The 19,321-nt window shown below is 56.7% G+C and carries 18 protein-coding genes; 11 read left to right on the top strand and 7 right to left on the bottom strand.

Annotated elements, in window-relative coordinates:
- Nucleotides 1-46: 46 nt before the first annotated feature.
- Together AC6I8C_RS13835 and narQ are read right to left on the bottom strand one after the other, a co-directional pair.
- Nucleotides 47-676 carry a response regulator gene (locus tag AC6I8C_RS13835; RefSeq protein WP_497822817.1) on the bottom strand — a complete coding sequence of 210 codons (630 nt, stop codon included), beginning with the start codon at nucleotides 674-676 and terminating at the stop codon, nucleotides 47-49.
- Between the two features lie 129 nt (nucleotides 677-805).
- On the bottom strand, nucleotides 806-2,494 hold the full coding sequence (narQ, locus tag AC6I8C_RS13830) for a nitrate/nitrite two-component system sensor histidine kinase NarQ (RefSeq protein WP_497822816.1): 1,689 nt from the start codon (nucleotides 2,492-2,494) through the stop codon (nucleotides 806-808).
- A gap of 254 nt (nucleotides 2,495-2,748) precedes the next feature.
- Here narQ and AC6I8C_RS13825 point away from each other — a divergent pair, with 254 nt between their 5' ends.
- The 4 genes from AC6I8C_RS13825 to AC6I8C_RS13810 all read left to right on the top strand — a co-directional run bounded on the left by AC6I8C_RS13825 (nucleotide 2,749) and on the right by AC6I8C_RS13810 (nucleotide 6,779).
- Nucleotides 2,749-3,021, top strand: coding sequence for a YdgH/BhsA/McbA family protein (locus AC6I8C_RS13825; protein WP_497822815.1), 273 nt, complete (start codon nucleotides 2,749-2,751; stop codon nucleotides 3,019-3,021).
- Between the two features lie 280 nt (nucleotides 3,022-3,301).
- Nucleotides 3,302-4,798, top strand: coding sequence for an L-asparagine permease (gene ansP, locus AC6I8C_RS13820; RefSeq protein WP_497822814.1), 1,497 nt, complete (start codon nucleotides 3,302-3,304; stop codon nucleotides 4,796-4,798).
- A gap of 142 nt (nucleotides 4,799-4,940) precedes the next feature.
- Nucleotides 4,941-5,519 (top strand): GDP-mannose pyrophosphatase NudK, encoded by a 579-nt coding sequence (gene nudK, locus AC6I8C_RS13815; RefSeq protein WP_497822813.1) that lies wholly within the window; start codon nucleotides 4,941-4,943, stop codon nucleotides 5,517-5,519.
- 186 nt (nucleotides 5,520-5,705) lie between these two features.
- Nucleotides 5,706-6,779 carry a DUF1176 domain-containing protein gene (locus tag AC6I8C_RS13810; protein WP_497822812.1) on the top strand — a complete coding sequence of 358 codons (1,074 nt, stop codon included), beginning with the start codon at nucleotides 5,706-5,708 and terminating at the stop codon, nucleotides 6,777-6,779.
- Here AC6I8C_RS13810 and ampH read toward each other — a convergent pair.
- The 5 genes from ampH to amiA all read right to left on the bottom strand — a co-directional run bounded on the left by ampH (nucleotide 6,776) and on the right by amiA (nucleotide 13,421).
- On the bottom strand, nucleotides 6,776-7,939 hold the full coding sequence (ampH, locus tag AC6I8C_RS13805; protein WP_033783837.1) for a D-alanyl-D-alanine-carboxypeptidase/endopeptidase AmpH: 1,164 nt from the start codon (nucleotides 7,937-7,939) through the stop codon (nucleotides 6,776-6,778). The two genes, AC6I8C_RS13810 and ampH, sit on opposite strands and share 4 nt — an antisense overlap.
- A 258-nt stretch (nucleotides 7,940-8,197) precedes the next feature.
- On the bottom strand, nucleotides 8,198-10,198 hold the full coding sequence (tkt, locus tag AC6I8C_RS13800) for a transketolase (protein WP_497822811.1): 2,001 nt from the start codon (nucleotides 10,196-10,198) through the stop codon (nucleotides 8,198-8,200).
- A 62-nt stretch (nucleotides 10,199-10,260) separates the two neighbouring features.
- Nucleotides 10,261-11,211, bottom strand: coding sequence for a transaldolase (gene tal / locus AC6I8C_RS13795; protein WP_497822810.1), 951 nt, complete (start codon nucleotides 11,209-11,211; stop codon nucleotides 10,261-10,263).
- A gap of 346 nt (nucleotides 11,212-11,557) precedes the next feature.
- Nucleotides 11,558-12,472, bottom strand: coding sequence for an oxygen-dependent coproporphyrinogen oxidase (gene hemF, locus AC6I8C_RS13790; protein WP_497822809.1), 915 nt, complete (start codon nucleotides 12,470-12,472; stop codon nucleotides 11,558-11,560).
- A 100-nt stretch (nucleotides 12,473-12,572) separates the two neighbouring features.
- Nucleotides 12,573-13,421, bottom strand: coding sequence for an N-acetylmuramoyl-L-alanine amidase AmiA (gene amiA / locus AC6I8C_RS13785; RefSeq protein WP_497822808.1), 849 nt, complete (start codon nucleotides 13,419-13,421; stop codon nucleotides 12,573-12,575).
- A gap of 207 nt (nucleotides 13,422-13,628) precedes the next feature.
- On the opposite strand from amiA, the gene AC6I8C_RS13780 reads away from it, so the two are divergent.
- From AC6I8C_RS13780 to cysA, 7 genes are all read left to right on the top strand, one after another.
- Nucleotides 13,629-14,054 (top strand): GNAT family acetyltransferase, encoded by a 426-nt coding sequence (locus tag AC6I8C_RS13780; RefSeq protein ID WP_003848834.1) that lies wholly within the window; start codon nucleotides 13,629-13,631, stop codon nucleotides 14,052-14,054.
- Nucleotides 14,044-14,511: a DUF2919 family protein gene (locus AC6I8C_RS13775; RefSeq protein WP_497822807.1), complete on the top strand. Its 468-nt coding sequence runs from the start codon at nucleotides 14,044-14,046 to the stop codon at nucleotides 14,509-14,511. The genes AC6I8C_RS13780 and AC6I8C_RS13775 overlap by 11 nt, the downstream gene beginning before the upstream one ends.
- Nucleotides 14,512-14,576: 65 nt before the next feature.
- Entirely contained in the window at nucleotides 14,577-15,194 is a 618-nt protein-coding gene (locus AC6I8C_RS13770; protein ID WP_135907896.1) for an RpoE-regulated lipoprotein, read from the top strand.
- A gap of 252 nt (nucleotides 15,195-15,446) precedes the next feature.
- Nucleotides 15,447-16,463 (top strand): sulfate ABC transporter substrate-binding protein, encoded by a 1,017-nt coding sequence (locus tag AC6I8C_RS13765; protein WP_497822806.1) that lies wholly within the window; start codon nucleotides 15,447-15,449, stop codon nucleotides 16,461-16,463.
- On the top strand, nucleotides 16,463-17,296 hold the full coding sequence (gene cysT / locus AC6I8C_RS13760) for a sulfate/thiosulfate ABC transporter permease CysT (RefSeq protein WP_497822805.1): 834 nt from the start codon (nucleotides 16,463-16,465) through the stop codon (nucleotides 17,294-17,296). Before AC6I8C_RS13765 ends, cysT begins: the two co-directional genes overlap by 1 nt.
- Nucleotides 17,296-18,171 carry a sulfate/thiosulfate ABC transporter permease CysW gene (gene cysW, locus AC6I8C_RS13755; protein ID WP_013358664.1) on the top strand — a complete coding sequence of 292 codons (876 nt, stop codon included), beginning with the start codon at nucleotides 17,296-17,298 and terminating at the stop codon, nucleotides 18,169-18,171. Before cysT ends, cysW begins: the two co-directional genes overlap by 1 nt.
- On the top strand, nucleotides 18,161-19,249 hold the full coding sequence (gene cysA / locus AC6I8C_RS13750) for a sulfate/thiosulfate ABC transporter ATP-binding protein CysA (RefSeq protein WP_013358663.1): 1,089 nt from the start codon (nucleotides 18,161-18,163) through the stop codon (nucleotides 19,247-19,249). The genes cysW and cysA overlap by 11 nt, the downstream gene beginning before the upstream one ends.
- The last annotated feature ends 72 nt before the right edge of the window (nucleotides 19,250-19,321 follow it).

The following is a 19,321-nucleotide window of genomic DNA, read 5'->3' as shown; positions in this document are numbered from 1 at the left end:
CGGGGGAAATCGTGGAGAAATTGAGGAGAAAATGTAAATTCGTTGGCTATTTGCGGCTTTCAAGCCACATCACCGTGGCAGCGACGCGTGAGCGGACATCCAGCTTACGCAGCAGGTTGCGGATATGCACTTTTACGGTCTCTTCAGAGATATGCAGAATAGCCGCGATCTCTTTATTCGACAGGCCGCGCGCTACCTCCTGCAGCACGTCGCACTCGCGCCCGGTGAGCTGACGCAGGGGATCGGCACTGTGCTGGCGATTAGCCAGATAACGGGCCACACCTTCACTGAAGACCTTTTCACCCTGCGATGCCTGCAGAATATGCCCCAGCAGAATTTCCGGCTCGCTGTCCTTAAGCAGATAGCCATCGGCACCCGCATCCACCATGGCGAAGATATCACTGCGGGCGTCAGAGACAGTCAGGACCAGAATGCGTGAACTGATCCCTTCATGGCGCAGCGCCTTCAGCGTATCCAGCCCGGACATACCTTTCATATTCAGGTCGAGCAGAATGATATCGGGTTCCTGACGGCGGGCCTCTGCCAGCGCTTCCGTGCCGTTGTTGGCTTCTGCGATGACCTCAAGTCGGGGATCCAGCGCCAGCAGCTGACGGATACCGCGGCGCATCAGCGGATGGTCATCCACAATCATCAATGTTAATGCGGGCTGTTGCATAGGTTCTCCATTTCATCGGCTTCAGACGGCGGCAGAAGAGCAGGGCTGGCAACAGATGGCGCCGTATCCGCTGGCCTGCACGCTGAGACCGATAGATTATCTGAATAAGTTAACATCATGCCGGGCGCTTTATGTCAGTGAACGCGCCGGTTGCGGTGGAAAGCGCAGTTCGACCCGTGTACCCCGTTGCTGAGTGTGAATCGTCAGATTGCCACTCAGACGCTGGGCACGCTCCGTCATAATCGTCAGGCCGTAATGGCCCGCGGGTTCGTCAGTGCTGTTCATTCCCACCCCGTCATCCGTAATTGTCAGTAAGTGCTCACCTTGTTCGCTATGCTGATAATCCACCCGAATCACCTGCGCGCTGGCGTGACGAATGGCATTCAGCAGCGCCTCACGGGCGATCTGCAACACATGCACCTGCTGTTGTGCCTCCAGACTCTGCAGGCCGGTCTGGTAGTTAAAGTGTATCTCTGCGCCGCTTTTCTCCTGCAACGAGGCGATCATCGCCTGCATCGCCGCTACCAGATCCGCCTGCTCAATGGTCAGGCGGAAGGTGGTCAGCAGCTCACGCAGCTGACGGTAGGCATCGGCCAGTGCCTGATCGAAGTCAGCGATAATGGCGTGGGCGGCGCTGTCATCCTTATCCACAGTGCGGCGCAACAGGGTCAGCTGAATACGTAAAAACGAGAGCGACTGGGCCAGCGAGTCGTGTAATTCCCGGGCAATGGTGGTGCGCTCTTCTATCAGTAGCATCTGCTGATACTGCTGCTGTGCCTGCCAGATCCAGATTGCCCGTCCCAGCATCGCCGCCAGGCTGCGCATCAGCTCATTGGGATGGGTGACGCCAGGCGACTGCCAGCGCAGTTCGCCAATCTGCTGATCGTCCTGCTGTAACGGCAGGCGTTGCCACTCACCGTCAGCCTGAGCATCCCCGGCGCAGAACTGAAACTGGTCGCTGTCGAGCCGGATTGCTGTCAGTTTTTCGCGCGTCAGTACGGTGGTTAACACTGCCTCAAACAGTGCCGGGTGCAACGGGCTGGCCGTCAGCATCTGCGAGCTGTCGTAAAGCAGTGACAGCGTACGATTCGCCTGGGTTAAGTCTTCCGTTTTCGCGCGTACCGTGCTCTCCAGCAGCTGGTAATGCGAATGCAGACGTGCCGCCATGCCGCTGAAAGCGTGCGACAGTACCCGCAGTTCATTCTGCTGCTCAACGTGCAGCGGCGGAAAAGCAAAGTTACCGCTTTCAACGTAGCGACTGGCCGTGACCAGCGCATTGAGTGGCCGCACCACGTGCAGCCGGGTAAAGCGAATCGTCATCAGTGCCAGCACGACAATCGCGATGACACCCGCCAGGCTGCTGGCCGCCACCAGACGCATTTTCAGCTCGGTATAGCGCTGCAGACCCAGCACAAAGCGATCGATTTCACCGACGTAGATCGGCACCTGCTGCTGGTATGCCACGGGATCACCCTGCTGCAACTGCTGCTGCAGGGAAGGCCAGGCAGCGCGCAGTCGCTGATAGCGAGCGCTGACTTCGCGTGGTACCCAGGGCCGATCCAGCTTTTGCAGCACCGGGGCATCCAGCGTTTGCTGATAGAGCGTCAGGTGATGCGCCAGATTTTGTGGCTGACGGCTGGCATCCCACGCCATGCGATAGCTCTGCATGCGCAGGGATCCCGCCAGATTGATCGCCTCCGCATCGCGCTGACTGCTGAGCAGCGTGACTAAGGCCAGACCGGTGGTGAGTAGCGATAGCAGGACGATGGCGCTGAGCGCCTTAGCGATGCTTTGGGTAACGGAACGTTTAACAATCACATGGATGGCCCTGTTGAAAGTGCGGGAATTATAAGAGCGCAAGAACGTAACGCAAATGATCCATCCCCTGTTTATCACACAGGCGGTTACACATCGCACACAAAATGACCACAACTGACAGTTCCCAGGATGGGCTACCGTTTTGTGGTTAAAAAAGGAACAGGTTTACATCGGCCCGATGTTGCTTTTCATTGCAAGGCTAATAATTCATCCAGTCATCAGCTCAACCCCGATCACAGATTATGGAGCATCCAATGAAAAAACTGAATGCTGTACTGGCGGGCGCATTACTGGCTACCGCTTCCTTTGCCACTTTCGCTGCTGCGCCGGTCGACCCGTCACAGGCGCATAACATGCAGAGCATCGGCAGCGTGTCGGTGTCCGGCGTTCGCGGCTCACTGGACGATGCTAATCGCCAGCTGTCGCAAAAAGCGGAAGAGATGGGCGCCAGCCATTACCGCGTTATTGGTATCGATAACCCAGGCGACTCCAGCCTGTGGAGCGGCACCGCAGAGATTTATCGCTAACCCAACCCTCCTGTTTCCATCCCTGTAGCTTTTACCGGCCTGAAAATGGCCGGTTTTTTTGTTTTTGTGCATCAGGATGGATTCTTACAAATCAGCCTGTGCATCTGCCCGGTATATTTTGCTTCGTTCTTGCAGAACGGGTAGGATTCATCGCCGTAAATTCCCGCGTTGCCCGGCACTCACTCACGGGCAAAGGCACAGAGGAAAATCCCCCATTTTGCAGGACGTTACGTCCGCATTGGGGAGACGACGACTGATGGTCAGGACAAACAGGAATGCTATGAAATCTAAAAAGAAAACCCCAAGTGAGATGCGCGCTGCGAAGCGCCGCTGGCTGAATTCTCACGATGCTGGTTACCAGAAAGCGATGGGTAACCGTCACGTACAGATGATTGCGATCGGCGGTGCCATCGGTACCGGTTTGTTCCTGGGCGCAGGTGGCCGTTTGCAGGCTGCTGGCCCCGCGTTAGCCATCATCTATCTGGTGTGTGGCATTTTCTCCTTCTTTATTCTGCGTGCGCTGGGCGAACTGGTATTACACCGTCCCAGCAGCGGCAGCTTCGTCTCCTACGCCCGTGAATTCCTGGGCGAGAAAGCCTCCTACGTGGCGGGCTGGATGTACTTCGTCAACTGGGCGATGACCGGCATCGTCGATATCACCGCCGTCGCGCTCTACATGCACTACTGGGGCGCGTTTGGTGATGTGCCGCAGTGGGTGTTCGCCCTGGGCGCGCTGGCGATTGTCGGCACCATGAACATGATCGGCGTTAAATGGTTTGCCGAGATGGAGTTCTGGTTCGCGCTGGTAAAAGTGCTGGCGATTGTCATCTTCCTGGTGGTGGGCGTGGTGTTCCTTGGCACCGGCAAACCGCTGGATGGCAACAGCACCGGCTTCCATCTGATCACCGATAACGGTGGCCTGTTCCCGCACGGTTTACTGCCTGCGCTGGTGCTGATTCAGGGCGTGGTGTTCGCCTTTGCCTCTATCGAACTGGTGGGTACGGCGGCCGGCGAATGTAAAGACCCGAAAACCATGCTGCCGAAAGCGATCAACAGCGTGATCTGGCGTATCGGCCTGTTCTATGTCGGCTCTGTGGTGCTGCTGGTGCTGCTGCTGCCATGGAACGCCTATCAGGCGGGTCAGAGTCCGTTCGTGACCTTCTTCTCGAAACTGGGCGTGCCTTATGTTGGCAGCATCATGAATATCGTCGTATTGAGTGCGGCGCTCTCCAGCCTGAACTCCGGCCTCTACTCGACCGGGCGTATCCTGCGCTCCATGTCGATGGGTGGCTCTGCACCGAAATTCATGTCGAAAATGAACAGTCAGCAGGTTCCTTATGCCGGTATTCTGGTGACCGTCGCCGTCTATGTGATTGGTGTGGTGCTTAACTACTATGTGCCTTCTCAGGTGTTTGAGATCGTCCTGAACGTGGCTTCCCTGGGCATTATCTCCTCCTGGGCCTTTATCGTGGTTTGCCAGTTGCGTCTGCGCAAAGCGATCAAAGAGGGCAAGGCGGATGATGTCAGCTTCAAGCTGCCAGGCGCGCCGTTTACCTCGTGGCTGACGCTGCTGTTCCTGTTCAGTGTGCTGGTGCTGATGGCGTTTGACTACCCGAACGGGACGTACACCATCGCCTCCATTCCGCTGATTGCGGTATTGCTGGTGCTGGGATGGTTTGGCGTGCGTAAGCGCGTTCACGCCATAGCTGAGACCGAACAGGATCATCACGAAGAAGAGCCTCAGCCGACCCGCCTGGCTGATGACACCTCACGCTGATAAGCGCTGCAGCAATCAGGCCAGCCTCCGGGCTGGCTTTTTTTTACCCGCAAATCGACAGGTTACGACAAGAATTAGGATAGTTTTCCCGTAAGCCCCCCTCTATGATGAGAGGCTCCCTTTATGCGGTAGCGGAGTCCTCATGTCGTTCAAGATCAACATCATCAAAGATAAGCTCCTGTCTGAAAACTGGTTTGTGCTGCGTAACTACACCTATGAGATTACCGATCGTCGTGGCGAGGTTATCCGCCATAAGCGTGAAGTCTACGATCGCGGAAACGGGGCAACCATCCTGCTCTACAACCGTGAAAAGAACAGCGTGGTCCTGACGCGCCAGTTCCGTATTGCGACTTACGTCAACGGTAACGACGACGGCATGTTAATCGAAGCCTGTGCGGGCTTGCTGGACGACGACTCCCCGGAAGATTGCATCCGCAAGGAGGCGATTGAAGAGACCGGTTATGCGGTGGGCGAGGTGGAAAAACTTTATGCCTGCTATATGTCGCCGGGCGGCGTGACTGAGCTTATCCACTTTTTCGCAGCAGTTTATAATGAATCGTTGCGCGACAATGCCGGCGGTGGCGTCGAAGATGAGTCAATCGACGTGCTGGAATTACGCTTTCCGGATGCGCTGGCAATGGTCGCTGAGGGTCGCATTCGAGACGGCAAAACCATTATGCTGCTTCAGCATGCACAGATTGCGGGCTGGCTGACGCCATAAAACCGTGCCACTAAGCCTGTTGCCGCGTGACAGCGTTGAGGGAGAGTGGTGAGCGTTAATCCACTTTATGCACGCTTTTTAAGCAGTTAACTGCGCTTTTTGCACAGGTTCACAGAATGCGAACCCTGTCAGGCCCGTTGATGCGCTATTCTCTCCACTCTGGGTATTCGGGGATCGATCTTCTTAATGTCGTATTGGATGAAATCGCTTTGGCTGTTGCCGTCTCTGTGGGTTGCCTCTGTTCAGGCGGAACCGTTGCAAAAGTCATTCAACGACTGGAAAATCACCTGCAACAATGAAGCCTTCTGCGTGGCGCGGAATATTCCGGGGGACAAAGGGCTGGTGATGACGATTTCGCGCCATGCGGGCGTCAACGATCGCCCTTTGCTGCGCATCGACTACGGCAGCGCCTACAGTGGTGCGTTGCCGGGTGGCCCGCTACAGGATAACCTGCTGCTCGATCAGCGCCGGCTTAAACCCGACCTCAAACACTGGACGGTAGAGCCGCATCACCTCGCCACCAGCAATGCTATCGCTATTGATGAATTTTTTGATCTGGTGATGGAGGCCAAAAACCTGCAGCTCACCTATGACCCCAACGCGATGATCTCTCTGCGCGGCATGAAGGCCGCGCTGTTGCTGATGGATGACACGCAGGGACGGGTCAACAGCATGAGCGCGTGGATCAAACGTGGCGACAGAGCCAGCTGGGATGTTCCGCCACCGCCTGCACTGCCGCCGCTGCCGCCTGCGGTCAGGTCACCCGCTGCACTGACACGCGATGAGACCAGCGGATTAATTGATTACGGCACCTGGCGGGTTAATACCGACTCCTGCTCACTCGATCCGCTGCGCCGCGAAGTCAGCGTGGCGCCGCTTACCGACCAGCGCGCGCTGCTGCTGGTGAGTTGTGAAATGGGGGCGTATAACGTGATCGATCTGGCGTTTGAAGTGACGCGCAGCCCGCCCTATGTGGCGCGTGGCATCACCCTGACTCTGCCTTTTACCCCGCCCGGAGCCAGCGATCGACAACTTGAGCTGATTAACGCCGAATACGACGCGGCCAGCGGCCAGCTCTACACGTTTGGTAAGGGCCGTGGATTAGGCGACTGCGGCAGGGCGACACGCTGGCAGTTTGATGGCACACGTTTTGTGTTAGCGGAATATGCGGAAGAGTCGACCTGTGACGCCTGGCACAGCAGTGATGACTGGCCAACCCTGTGGGTCAGCCAGTCTGACGGTGGCGTTCAGCAGCGTTAACGAATGACCTGCACCATCATCGGTGAGCCAAGCTGGTTGCCGACCAGTTCGGCCAGCATATTATTCACACCGTCGCTCATCGGCGTAAAGCGGGTCAGCGGCGAGCGCGTCACCACCACAAAAACCCCCACGTTATGCTGCGGCACCATCGCCATATAGGTGATGAATCCACCGCCGCCGCCGGTTTTCTGAATGATCCCTGGGCGACCACTTTTCGGTCCCATGTAGACCCAGCCCATGCCCAGCGCATCCGCTTTACCCGGCACATCCATACCTTCAACTTTATTGAGCTGATCGCGGCGATAGATCAGCGTCTGCAGGCGATCGATCTGCGGCGTGCGATGGTTAACCGACGAGTTCAGGAACTGCTGCATCCAGCGGCCCATGTCATCCGGCGTTGAGTAAACCCCGCCGCTGCCAATCGCGGCCAGCGTGTTATTACACGGGCTGGCCCCTTTTTCGGCCACCATCAGACGTCCGCACTGCTCAGGCGACGGCGTAAACGTGGTGTCCTTCATGCCGAGCGGGCGGGTAATCAGCTGCTGAAACAGCGCCGGATAGGGGGTTCCGCTGGCACGCGACAGCGCATCACCCAGCAGATCGTAGCCCAGGTTGGAGTAGGCGGCACTGCTGCCTGGTGCCGCTTTGAGGTTCGCGCGCGCCAGCCATGCCCAGCGTTCGCTCTTCGTTGGCCAGACAAACACCGGACGCTGTGCTTTGCCGCCGGGCTGCTCGCGCGGCAGTCCGCTGGTGTGAGTTGAGAGATTAATCAGGCGAATCGGCTGGCCATTGTAAGTAGGCACCCGTGCACCCGGAGGCGCATATTTACTCAGGGGATCGTCAAGGCGAATCTGTCCGCGCTCAGCCATTTTTACCATCACTTCACTGGTCATCAGCTTACTCAGCGAGGCGATACGAATCAGCGAATCTTTCTGCGGACGGACATTGTTGCCGGGACGGGTTTCACCGAAGCTGGCGAACACCCGCTGATTGCCATCAATCGCCACCAGCGCCATACCGGTTGCGCCGCTGCCATAAAAGATATGTTCCGCATAGCGATCAACAATCTGTGAGGCCAGCAGCGGATCGGGCGCAACCTGCGCCATGCTTTTTAATGGAAGCAGTGAAACCATCAGGGCCAGTAAATAGGGTGTACGCATGTTCAACGGAAGTGGCTTCGCTATAAAAATCGGAGGAAATCTGCCTTCACTCATCAGGATGCATCAGGTCGCAGCCGCGTTATCCCGGCAGAATGACAGCAGGAAAAGACGGTCAGCCCGTGCACAGGCAGCATTAAGTATGACGGCTCTATAGTAATCAGTTTGCGCGGAGCGGGAAGAGGGGAATGGATATTTTTTTATCTGCGAGGCTGCAAAATAAAATGGCCCTTCCCGATGAGGCCGGGAAGGGCAAAAGCATTAAACCGGCTTGAGTAATGCTTCAGCGTGGCTGACGATGTTCTCAACCGTAAAGCCAAACTCCGGGAACAGCTGACTGGCTGGCGCGGATTCACCAAAGGTGGTCATGCCCACAATTGCACCGTCCAGACCGACATACTTAAACCAGTAGTCAGCAATACCCGCTTCTACCGCCACACGCGCTTTCACGCCGCTCGGCAGTACCGATTCGCGGTAAGCAGCATCCTGCGCATCAAACAGGTCAGTAGAAGGCAGTGAAACCACCCGCACCTTGTGACCGCCTGACGTGAGCTTCTCAGCTGCACCCAGGGTGATCTCAATCTCTGAACCGGTCGCAATCAGAATGACTTCTGGCGTGCCGTCGCAATCCTTCAGCACGTAGCCACCGCGTTTGATGTTTTCGATCTGCTCCGGGGTGCGTTCCGGCTGCAGCAGGTTCTGACGTGACAGGATCAGGGCAGTCGGCCCATGATGGCGCTCGACAGCAGCTTTCCACGCCACCGCGGTTTCAACCTGATCGCATGGACGCCATACGCTCATGTTTGGCGTCAGGCGCAGGCTGGCGATCTGCTCAACCGGCTGGTGCGTCGGGCCATCTTCGCCCAGACCGATGGAGTCATGGGTGTAGACCAGAATCTGGCGTGCCTTCATCAGCGCTGCCATACGCGCGGCGTTACGCGCATATTCGACAAACATCAGGAAGGTTGCGGTGTAAGGCACGAAACCGCCGTGGTGCGCGATACCGTTACCAATTGCCGTCATACCAAATTCACGCACACCGTAGTGGATGTAGTTACCCGCCGGATCCTCTTTGATCGATTTAGAGCCTGACCAGATGGTGAGATTACTCGGTGCCAGGTCAGCCGAACCGCCGAGGAACTCCGGCAGCATTTTGCCATAGGCTTCCAGCGAGTTTTGTGACGCTTTACGGCTGGCGATTTTCTGCGGGTTAGCCTGCAGATCCTGGATGAAGCGGGCCGCTTCCGTTTCCCACGAGGCGGGCATTTCGCCATTCATACGGCGCTCATACTCTTTCGCCAGCTCGGGATGGGCCTCTTTATAAGCCGCAAACTTCGCATCCCAGGCTTTTTCGCGTTCAGCACCCGCTGCTTTGGCATCCCACTGCTGGTAGATTTCAGCCGGGATTTCAAATGCCGGATAGTTCCAGCCAAGCTGTTTACGGGTCAGCGCCACTTCGGCCTCGCCCAGCGCTGCGCCGTGCGATTCTTCTTTACCGGCTTTGTTCGGTGAACCGAAACCGATAATGGTGCGGCAGATAATCAGTGAAGGCTTATCGGTGACGCTCTGCGCTTCTTTGATCGCCTCGCGGATAGCATCAGCGTCATGGCCATCGATGTCGCCGATGACATGCCAGTTATAGGACTCAAAACGTTTATGCGTATCGTCGGTAAACCAGCCACTGGTTTCGCCATCGATGGAGATGCCGTTATGGTCATAGAAGCCGATCAGTTTGCCCAGACCCAGCGTGCCCGCCAGAGAACAGACTTCGTGCGAGATCCCTTCCATCAGACAGCCGTCGCCCATGAACACATAGGTGTGGTGATCGACGATTTCATGGTCCGGACGGTTAAACTGTGCAGCCAGCGTGCGCTCAGCAATCGCCAGGCCCACGGCATTAGCCAGGCCCTGACCCAGTGGGCCGGTGGTGGTTTCAACGCCAGGCGTATAACCGATCTCCGGATGGCCTGGGGTCTTAGAGTGCAGCTGACGGAAATTTTTCAGCTCTTCAATCGGCAGGTCATAACCGCTGAGGTGCAGCAGGCTGTAAAGCAGCATTGAGCCGTGGCCGTTGGAGAGGATGAAGCGGTCGCGATCAAGCCAGGCGGGATTGGTCGGATTGTGCTGGAGGAAGTCGCGCCACAACACTTCGGCGATATCGGCCATACCCATCGGCGCACCGGGGTGGCCTGAATTTGCCTTCTGTACTGCATCCATGCTCAGTGCACGAATCGCATTTGCCAACTCTCTGCGTGAGGACATAAAGTTCTCCCTTGTTATGCATCAGGGCGGGAAAGTCCCGCCCGATTAAAATAAAATAAAGACTACAGGCGTGCGGCGAGCACATCTTCCAGCTTCTGCTGGTCAACCGCGAACTGGCGGATGCCGTCAGAGAGTTTTTCGACTGCCATTGGATCCTGGTTATGTTCCCAGCGGAACTCCGCCTCGGAGAGCGGCGACGGCTGATGGAAGCCCTCGGTAGAGGGTTCCAGTTTGCGCTCCAGCGGCGCATCGCTGTTCTGCAGCTCTTCCAGCAGGTTCGGCGACAGTGTCAGGCGATCGCAGCCGGCCAGCGCGATAATCTGCTCCACTTTACGGAAGCTGGCACCCATGATGATGGTGCTGTAACGGTGCTTTTTGTAGTAGTCATAGATACGACGCACAGATTTTACGCCTGGATCTTCATCCGCCACGTACGGTTCCAGTGGCTTGCGTGAGTTGTACCAGTCGTAGATACGGCCCACGAACGGAGAGATCAGGAACACGCCCGCTTCAGCACAGGCACGCGCCTGCGCAAAGGAGAACAGCAGCGTCAGGTTACACTGGATGCCGTTCTTCTCCAGCTCTTCCGCTGCACGGATGCCTTCCCAGGTTGAGGCCAGCTTGATCAGCACGCGTGAACGATCGATGCCGTGCTCTTCATACATCCGAATCAGTTTTTCTGCTTTGGTGACACACATGCCACGATCGAAGGAGAGGCGCGCATCCACTTCGGTCGAAACACGGCCCGGTATGCTTTTCAGGATTTCCATACCGAGGTTAATCGCCACTTTGTCGCTGGCATTGATAATCTGCGTCTCTTTGCTGCCGCCCTGTTTTTTCGCGTATTCAATCGCGTCATCCATCAGGTGCTTATATCCTTCCAGACCTGACGCTTTCAGAATGAGTGAAGGGTTGGTGGTGGCGTCTTCCGGATGGTAATTACGAATCGATTCGATATCACCACTGTCCGCCACCACGGTGGTGAACTGTTTTAGGGCTTCTAGCTGGTTCATCTCTAAACTCCTTGAAAAGAAAAATGAAAGCGAACAGGGTGCACCTCAGGCCTCGCAGCCGGTCTGTGGCATGTTCTGCTACCGGTAACGCGAACCCATAACATTGCAACAGAGACTTTCTGATGAAAATGCGGTTTCTCTGATTGTTGCGCTGCGAGGCGGTGCGAAGGAGCCGTCATGCGGTTTTTACCGTGGGGTGCGCCATATTCCATCCTTAAGCATAGCAGTCAGGACGAATGACGCAGGCTACACTGTAGCAATCTGTGCCCTGTGAAACGGAACGGGTCTGTCGTGAGAAAGGTAAGCGCAGCGCGGGTTGCGGGCCGCGCTGCAGCAGAAGAAGCGATCAGACGGGGAGGTTCAGCCAGTTTTTTACCGGCAGGAAGTCGCGATAGAGCGCAGCTTCAGGCGAGTCGGCATCGGGCTGATAATCATATTCCCAGCGCACAAGTGGTGGCATCGACATCAGAATCGATTCCGTACGACCGCCGGTCTGCAAACCAAACAGCGTGCCCCGGTCCCACACCAGATTGAACTCAACATAGCGACCACGGCGGTAGAGCTGGAACTGGCGCTCACGATCGCCCCACGGATGATCTTTACGGCGCGCCACAATCGGCCGATAGGCATCCATAAAGCCGCGGCCTACTGCCTGCATAAAGCTGAAGCTCTGCTCAAAGTGGGGCGTGTTGAGATCGTCAAAAAAGAGGCCGCCAATGCCGCGCTGCTCATCACGATGCTTCAGATAGAAGTAATCATCACACCACTTTTTATAGCGCGGATAGACATCCTCGCCAAAGGGCTGACAGAGATTGGCGGCGGTCTGATGCCAGTGCAGCGCGTCTTCTTCAAAGCCATAAAACGGCGTCAGGTCAAAGCCGCCACCAAACCACCAGACCGGATCGGCCCCCGGTTTCTCTGCGATAAAAAAGCGCACGTTGGCGTGGCTGGTCGGCACATAGGGGTTATTCGGGTGGATCACCAGCGACACGCCCATCGCTTCAAAGCTGCGACCGGCCAGCTCAGGCCGGTGCGCGGTCGCTGATGCCGGCATCTGATCGCCATGCACATGCGAAAAGTTAACGCCCGCCTGCTCAAATACCGTGCCGTTGCGCAGGACGCGGCTCTGACCGCCGCCGCCGCCAGGGCGCTGCCAGCTATCTTCAGCAAACTGTGCGCCGCCATCTTCAGCCGCCAGCTGGTTACAAATCTCATCCTGCAATGCGAGCAGGAACGCTTTTACGCGGGAAATATCAGCCATCTTTTCGCTTATCGTTTGTCAAAGTCTGACGCGATTATACGCAAAACTGCGCCGCTTGCATGAGCGCGGCGCGTCGCACGATGCAAACCAGCCAGACGAATCAGGCGTTGCGTCGGTCAAACTCATCGAAGTAGTTGACGATGCCGCTGGCAATCGCTGAAGCAATTTTCTGGCGAAACGCGGTAGTGCCGAGCAGCTGCTCTTCACGGGGATTGGTAATAAAGGAGGTTTCGACCAGCACCGAGGGGATCGACGGTGACTTGAGCACCGCGAAGGCCGCCTGCTCGGTATGCTGGCTGTGCAGATGGTGCACCGGACGGATCTGATCCAGCACGTGCTTGCCCAGCGTCAGGCTGTTTTTGATGGTATCGGTCTGTACCAGGTCAAACAGGATCTGCTGCAGATAGTGATCCTGCTGCTGTGCCTTTACGCCGCCCAGTTTGTCCGCATCGTTCTCACGCTGTGAGAGATAACGTGCCATCGAGCTACTGGCACCGCGGTTAGAGAGCGCAAACACCGAGGCGCCGCTGGCATCAGGGCTGGTAAAGCCGTCGGCATGAATCGACATAAAGAGATCGGCACCGTGCTGATGGGCGATTTCTACCCGCTGATAGAGCGGAATAAAGTGGTCACTGTCGCGGGTCAGGCGCACTTCAATGCGCGGATGGCTCTGAAGCTGACGCTGCACGTTACCGGCAATCTCCAGCACGATATGCTTCTCTTCAGAACCCTCTTCACCCACCGCACCAGAGTCGATGCCACCGTGCCCCGGATCGATCATCACGATGCGTTTACCGTTTTTCGCTGGTGGGGCAGGGCGCGTATGACGATTTGCCCCGGTAAGGCCCGTCTGCTCTTTAGCCTGAATCGCACGCGGCGATAAAATGGCCAGAGCCAGCCCGGAAAGAAGTAACTGACGACGATGAATCAAACGTTTAAGCAGCTGCATGTACGGGTCCGGTAACAGGAATCTTGCCGGTGTTATAGCCTAAGGCTCTGTTGCCTGCGATCACAGAACCATTTCAGGGCATTACTTTGTATTGCAGGTCGCGAACAGAAAATTTGCGCTTTTTTATTTTCCGCCGGTCATCGAGGGTTGCGTGCGGCAGAGAATGCGTGATAATCAGCAAATTGTGCTTATCTGCAGGTAAATAAGATGGAAATCCGCGCCTTCCGCCAGGAAGATTTTGAAGAAGTGATCACTTTATGGGAACGTTGCGATTTGTTACGGCCATGGAACGATCCCGAGCTGGATATCGAACGCAAAATGAATCACGACCCCGATCTCTTTCTGGTTGCTGAAGTGGGCGGCGTGGTCGTTGGCACGCTGATGGGCGGTTACGATGGTCATCGCGGCGCGGCTTACTATCTCGCGGTGCATCCAGACTATCAGGGACGCGGCTTTGCGAATGCCCTGATGAACCGTCTGGAGAAAAAGCTCATCGCGCGCGGCTGTCCGAAACTGCATCTGATGATCCGCGAAGAGAACGATCAGGTGGTGGCGTTCTATGAGAAGCTCGATTATGAGCCGGTCGACGCGCTGCTGTTTGGTAAACGTCTGATCGAAGATCGTGAATACTAACCCGTTGCCTGGCTATTCGCCGGACGAGTATGACGCCAGAGGGCAGCTGCGGCTGCCGTTTGTTTTTTGGCCGATCCTGTTACTTCAGGCGCGGACCTGGCTGCTGCTGGTGATGGCCGGAGCGTCACGGCAGCAGGGCAACGACCTGCTGGCACTGTTCTATCCGGATCGTCAGGCGTTCTGGGTCGGCCTGGCGCTGGGTTTACCGGCGCTGGCGGGCCTGCTGCTGACCGGCTATCGCACGCGACTGCCGCGCCTCTGGCAATCCTGGCGCAGCGTACTGGCGCTGTCGCTGCTAATCAACCTGCTCTGGCAGGGCTGGCAGTTTACGCAGGGCGATTTGCTCAGCTCACCGCTGCCCTTGTTGCTGACGCTGTTCGACCTACTGGCGCTAATCTGGCTGCAGTCGAATCGTCGCTGCCGTGACTGCTTTCTGCCTGAACATCATCTCAACTAAACTTTTTGTCGCTTTGCGACTCCAAGCAGTTCCGCCTTTCCGGCATCGCATTTACAGGAGTTCTCATGAAAGCTGTTCGTTCCACGCTACTGATCGCCGCCGTTGTACTGAGCGGCTGTGCCAGTTCGGGTTCCGGCGCTGACAGCAGCCAGCAGGCAAGCTGGTGGAATCCGCTGACGTATCACTGGTCTTCGGCACTGCCGTGGAACTGGTTCGGTTCTTCGCTGACCGCGACTGAACAGGGTGTGGGGGGATTAACCGCCTCCACCGCCATGAAAGAGGACGCGATTAAGGACGGACTGAACGGTGACTATACCCTGCGTCAGGGCATGCGCAGTCAGAACGGTCAGGTGGTCTCTTTCTGGCAGGCGCTGGATGACGGCAAGGTTAAGCTGGTGATTTACGGACAGTCGCAGATCGAACGTATTGAGGTGATGGACAGCGCGATTGCCAGCAGTGACGGCAGTAAAGTGGGCGACGCCTTCAGTAATAAGTTCAGTAAAGCCTTCGACAACTGCACACTCGCCAGCGGCACCGATGCGCGTGATGTAGCGTGCCGTGCGCCTGGCAGCCAGCATCTGACCTATGTCTATCACGGCGACTGGCATGGACCGGAGGGATTGATGCCCTCTGACGATACCCTGAAAAACTGGAAAATCAGCAAGATTGTCTGGCAGCGTTAATCTTTTTCTTCAGCGCGCCGCTCCTCAGGCGGCCGCTGACGCCTCTTAAACCCCTGCCAGAACGGGCTGCACGCGGTTCCTCTCCTCCATCGGCTTTTGCTGATTTCTGCATAAACTCTGCCGTCGTCTTATGCTTTTTTCGACTTTGAAATCATCAAACGATATATAAAACCGCTACTGGTTTTCACTGAGTTATAAATAAACTGATGCCTCAGCGGGTGAGATCCGCATCAAACTTTTTCAGGGTGCCAAATGACATTACAAGCGATGAAAAAAATCGTGAGCGGTATCGCGTTGTCGCTGAGCCTGGCCGGCGCAGCCAATGCCACTGAACTTCTTAATAGCTCATACGATGTGTCGCGGGAGCTGTTTGTCGCCCTGAATGCCCCGTTTGTTAAACAGTGGGATGCCAGTCACCCCACTGATCCACTGACCATTAAGATGTCGCACGCTGGTTCATCGAAGCAGGCGCTGGCTATCCTGCAGGGACTGCGCGCAGATGTGGTCACGTACAACCAGGTAACAGATGTGCAGGTGTTGCACGATAAAGGCAATCTCATTGCCGCAGACTGGAAAAGCCGTCTGCCGAATAACAGCTCGCCTTTCTACTCCACCATGGCGTTTCTGGTGCGCAAAGGGAATCCAAAGCAGATTCATGACTGGTCAGATTTGACCCGCAGTGATGTGAAGCTGATTTTTCCGAACCCGAAAACCTCGGGTAATGGTCGCTACACCTACCTGGCCGCCTGGGGTGCAGCAGATAAAGCGGACGGCGGCGATCAGGCTAAAACCCGTGCCTTTATGACGCAGTTCCTGAAAAACGTGGAAGTGTTCGACACCGGCGGTCGCGGCGCGACCACCACCTTTGCTGAACGCGGCCTGGGCGACGTACTGATTAGCTTTGAGTCGGAAGTGAATAACATCCGTAATCAGTACGGTAAAGATGAATACGAAGTAGTGGTGCCGAAAACCAACATTCTGGCGGAGTTTCCGGTGGCATGGGTGGATAAGAACGTCGCGACGAATAAAACCGCTGATGCGGCCAGCGCCTATCTGAACTATCTCTACACGCCAGAAGCGCAGAATATTATTACTCACTACTATTATCGTGTGAACAACCCACAGCTGATGGCAGAGCAGAAAGATCGCTTCCCGCAGACCAGCCTGTTCCGGGTCGAAGAGGCCTTTGGCGGCTGGGATAAGGTGATGCAGACGCATTTTGTCAGCGGCGGTGAGCTGGATAAATTGTTATCGGCGGGGCGCGGATAATGTTTGCAGCCAGCCATAAACGCGTGTTGCCCGGCTTCGGTCTCAGCCTGGGTACCAGCCTGCTCTTTACCTGTTTGATCCTGCTGTTGCCGATTAGCGCCGTGATCATGCAGCTGTCGCAGATGACGCTGCAACAGTACTGGGATGTCGTGACCAACCCTCAGCTGGTGGCCGCCTATAAGGTGACACTGCTCTCTGCCGGTGTCGCGTCCCTGTTTAATGCGGTGTTCGGCATGCTGATGGCATGGATCCTGACCCGTTATCGTTTTCCAGGCCGGACACTGCTGGATGGCCTGATGGATCTGCCGTTTGCTCTGCCGACTGCGGTAGCAGGTCTGACCCTGGCCGGACTCTTTTCTGTCAACGGCTGGTACGGACAGTGGTTCGCCCAGTTAGACATCAAAATTTCTTACACCTGGATTGGTATCGCCATTGCCATGGCCTTTACCAGCATTCCGTTTGTTGTGCGTACCGTTCAGCCAGTGCTGGAGGAGTTAGGACCGGAGTATGAAGAAGCGGCCGAAACGCTGGGTGCCACGCCGTGGCAGAGCTTCCGCCGCGTCGTGCTGCCGGAAGTTGCGCCTGCGCTGCTGGCCGGTACGGCGCTCTCCTTTACCCGCAGCCTGGGTGAGTTCGGTGCGGTAATCTTTATTGCCGGTAATATCGCCTGGAAGACGGAAGTCACCTCGCTGATGATCTTTGTCCGGCTGCAGGAGTTCGACTATCCGGCAGCCAGCGCTATCGCTTCGGTGATCCTGGCGGCATCGCTGATTCTGTTATTCGCGATTAATACACTGCAGAGCCGCTTTGGCCGTCGTCTGGGAGGTCACTAATGGCCGAGGTTTCACAACTCAATCACGCGGCGCGTCAGCCTGTGAACTGGGGCAAATGGCTGCTTATTGGTATCGGCGCACTGATCTCGATTCTGCTGCTGGTGGTGCCGATGGCTTCCATCTTCTGGGAAGCGCTGAATCAGGGGCTGATTGTCGCGCTCAGCAATCTGGCCGATCCGGACATGCTGCACGCCATCTGGCTGACTGTGCTGGTGGCGCTGATTACCGTTCCGGTGAACCTGGTGTTCGGCACGCTGCTCGCCTGGCTGGTGACGCGCTTTACCTTTCCGGGCCGTCAGCTGCTGCTGACCCTGTTTGATATTCCTTTTGCCGTGTCGCCCGTCGTAGCCGGTCTGATGTATCTGCTTTTCTGGGGCGTGAATGGCCCGGCAGGCGGCTGGCTGGATGCGCATAACATTCAGATTATGTTTGCCTGGCCTGGTATGGTGCTGGCGACGGTGTTTGTGACCTGTCCGTTTGTCGTGCGCGAACTGGTGCCGGTGATGCTGAGCCAGGGCAGTCATGAAGATGAAGCGGCGGTGCTGTTAGGCGCGTCCGGCTGGCAGATGTTCCGTCGTGTGACGCTGCCGAACATTCGCTGGGCGCTGCTGTATGGCATCGTCCTGACCAACGCCCGTGCGATTGGTGAATTTGGTGCGGTCTCAGTGGTCTCGGGATCGATTCGCGGTGAGACCTACACCTTACCGCTTCAGGTTGAATTATTGCATCAGGACTACAACACCGTTGGCGCGTTTACTGCCGCCGCCCTGTTAACCCTAATGGCAATTGTGACGCTGTTTCTGAAAAGTATTGTGCAGTGGCGTTTAGAGCAACAGCACAAACGCCTGCAACAGGAGGGAAATCATGAGCATTGAGATTAACAAGATCAACAAGTCCTTTGGTCGCACCTCGGTGCTGAACGATATCTCTCTGGATATTGCCTCAGGTGAAATGGTGGCGCTGCTTGGCCCGTCAGGCTCGGGTAAAACCACGCTGCTGCGGATTATTGCCGGGCTGGAGCATCAGAACAGCGGTCAGATCCGTTTTCACGGCAACGATGTCAGCCGCCTGCATGCGCGCGATCGCCAGGTCGGCTTTGTCTTCCAGCACTATGCGCTGTTCCGTCACATGACGGTGTTCGACAACATCGCCTTTGGCCTGACCGTGCTGCCGCGTCGTGAACGTCCTTCAGCGGCGGAGATCAAACAGCGTGTAACCCGTCTGCTGGAGATGGTGCAGCTGGCGCATCTGGCTAACCGCTTCCCGGCACAGCTGTCAGGCGGCCAGAAGCAGCGTGTGGCGCTGGCGCGTGCGTTGGCAGTTGAACCGCAGATTCTGCTGCTGGATGAACCCTTTGGCGCGCTGGATGCTCAGGTGCGTAAAGAGCTGCGCCGCTGGCTGCGTCAGCTGCATGAAGAGATTAAATTCACCAGCGTGTTCGTGACCCACGACCAGGAAGAGGCGATGGAAGTCGCGGATCGCGTGGTGGTGATGAGTCAGGGCAACATTGAGCAGGTCGGCACGCCAGATGATGTATGGCGCGATCCGGCGACCCGCTTTGTGCTGGAGTTCCTGGGTGAAGTGAATCGCTTTGATGGCGAAATTCAGGGATCGCAGTTCCATGTCGGTGCGCACCACTGGCCGCTGGGTTATACCTCAGCTCATCAGGGCGCGGTTGAGCTGTTCCTGCGTCCGTGGGAAGTCGACGTGTCACGCCGCAGCAGTTTAGAAACGCCGCTGCCGGTGCAGGTGCTGGAAGTCAGCCCGCGTGGCCACTTCTGGCAGCTGGTGGTTCAGCCTGCTGGCTGGCAGAGCGAGCCGTTCTCACTGGTGTTTGAAGGTGAGCAGACAGCCCCGATTCGCGGCGAGCGCCTGTTTGTTGGCTTGCAGCAGGCGCGGCTCTATAAGGGCGACACGCCGCTGCGCGCAGTTGCCTTTGCACAAAGCGCCTGATATTTTCTCATCAACACCGGGCGGGAGTGTCACTCCCGCCTTTTTTTCGCCTCTCGTTTGTAAGATGCCAGG

It is taken from the genome of Pantoea sp. X-Soil-YNGN-844 (assembly GCF_059730595.1).
Note: the sequence above shows the minus strand (reverse complement) of the source record. Positions and strands in the feature narration are given on the sequence as shown.

Bases quoted from the DNA above. Each gene is read 5' to 3' on its own strand.
- AC6I8C_RS13780 (WP_003848834.1), top strand. From the start codon at position 13,629: ATGGAAATCCGCGCCTTCCGCCAGGAAGATTTTGAAGAAGTGATCACT.
- amiA (WP_497822808.1), bottom strand. From the start codon at position 13,421: ATGCAGCTGCTTAAACGTTTGATTCATCGTCGTCAGTTACTTCTTTCC.
- cysA (WP_013358663.1), top strand. From the start codon at position 18,161: ATGAGCATTGAGATTAACAAGATCAACAAGTCCTTTGGTCGCACCTCG.
- AC6I8C_RS13810 (WP_497822812.1), top strand. From the start codon at position 5,706: ATGTCGTATTGGATGAAATCGCTTTGGCTGTTGCCGTCTCTGTGGGTT.
- AC6I8C_RS13825 (WP_497822815.1), top strand. From the start codon at position 2,749: ATGAAAAAACTGAATGCTGTACTGGCGGGCGCATTACTGGCTACCGCT.
- tkt (WP_497822811.1), bottom strand. From the start codon at position 10,198: ATGTCCTCACGCAGAGAGTTGGCAAATGCGATTCGTGCACTGAGCATG.
- ampH (WP_033783837.1), bottom strand. From the start codon at position 7,939: ATGCGTACACCCTATTTACTGGCCCTGATGGTTTCACTGCTTCCATTA.
- hemF (WP_497822809.1), bottom strand. From the start codon at position 12,472: ATGGCTGATATTTCCCGCGTAAAAGCGTTCCTGCTCGCATTGCAGGAT.
- nudK (WP_497822813.1), top strand. From the start codon at position 4,941: ATGTCGTTCAAGATCAACATCATCAAAGATAAGCTCCTGTCTGAAAAC.
- AC6I8C_RS13765 (WP_497822806.1), top strand. From the start codon at position 15,447: ATGACATTACAAGCGATGAAAAAAATCGTGAGCGGTATCGCGTTGTCG.
- AC6I8C_RS13835 (WP_497822817.1), bottom strand. From the start codon at position 676: ATGCAACAGCCCGCATTAACATTGATGATTGTGGATGACCATCCGCTG.
- AC6I8C_RS13770 (WP_135907896.1), top strand. From the start codon at position 14,577: ATGAAAGCTGTTCGTTCCACGCTACTGATCGCCGCCGTTGTACTGAGC.
- cysT (WP_497822805.1), top strand. From the start codon at position 16,463: ATGTTTGCAGCCAGCCATAAACGCGTGTTGCCCGGCTTCGGTCTCAGC.
- tal (WP_497822810.1), bottom strand. From the start codon at position 11,211: ATGAACCAGCTAGAAGCCCTAAAACAGTTCACCACCGTGGTGGCGGAC.
- cysW (WP_013358664.1), top strand. From the start codon at position 17,296: ATGGCCGAGGTTTCACAACTCAATCACGCGGCGCGTCAGCCTGTGAAC.
- ansP (WP_497822814.1), top strand. From the start codon at position 3,302: ATGAAATCTAAAAAGAAAACCCCAAGTGAGATGCGCGCTGCGAAGCGC.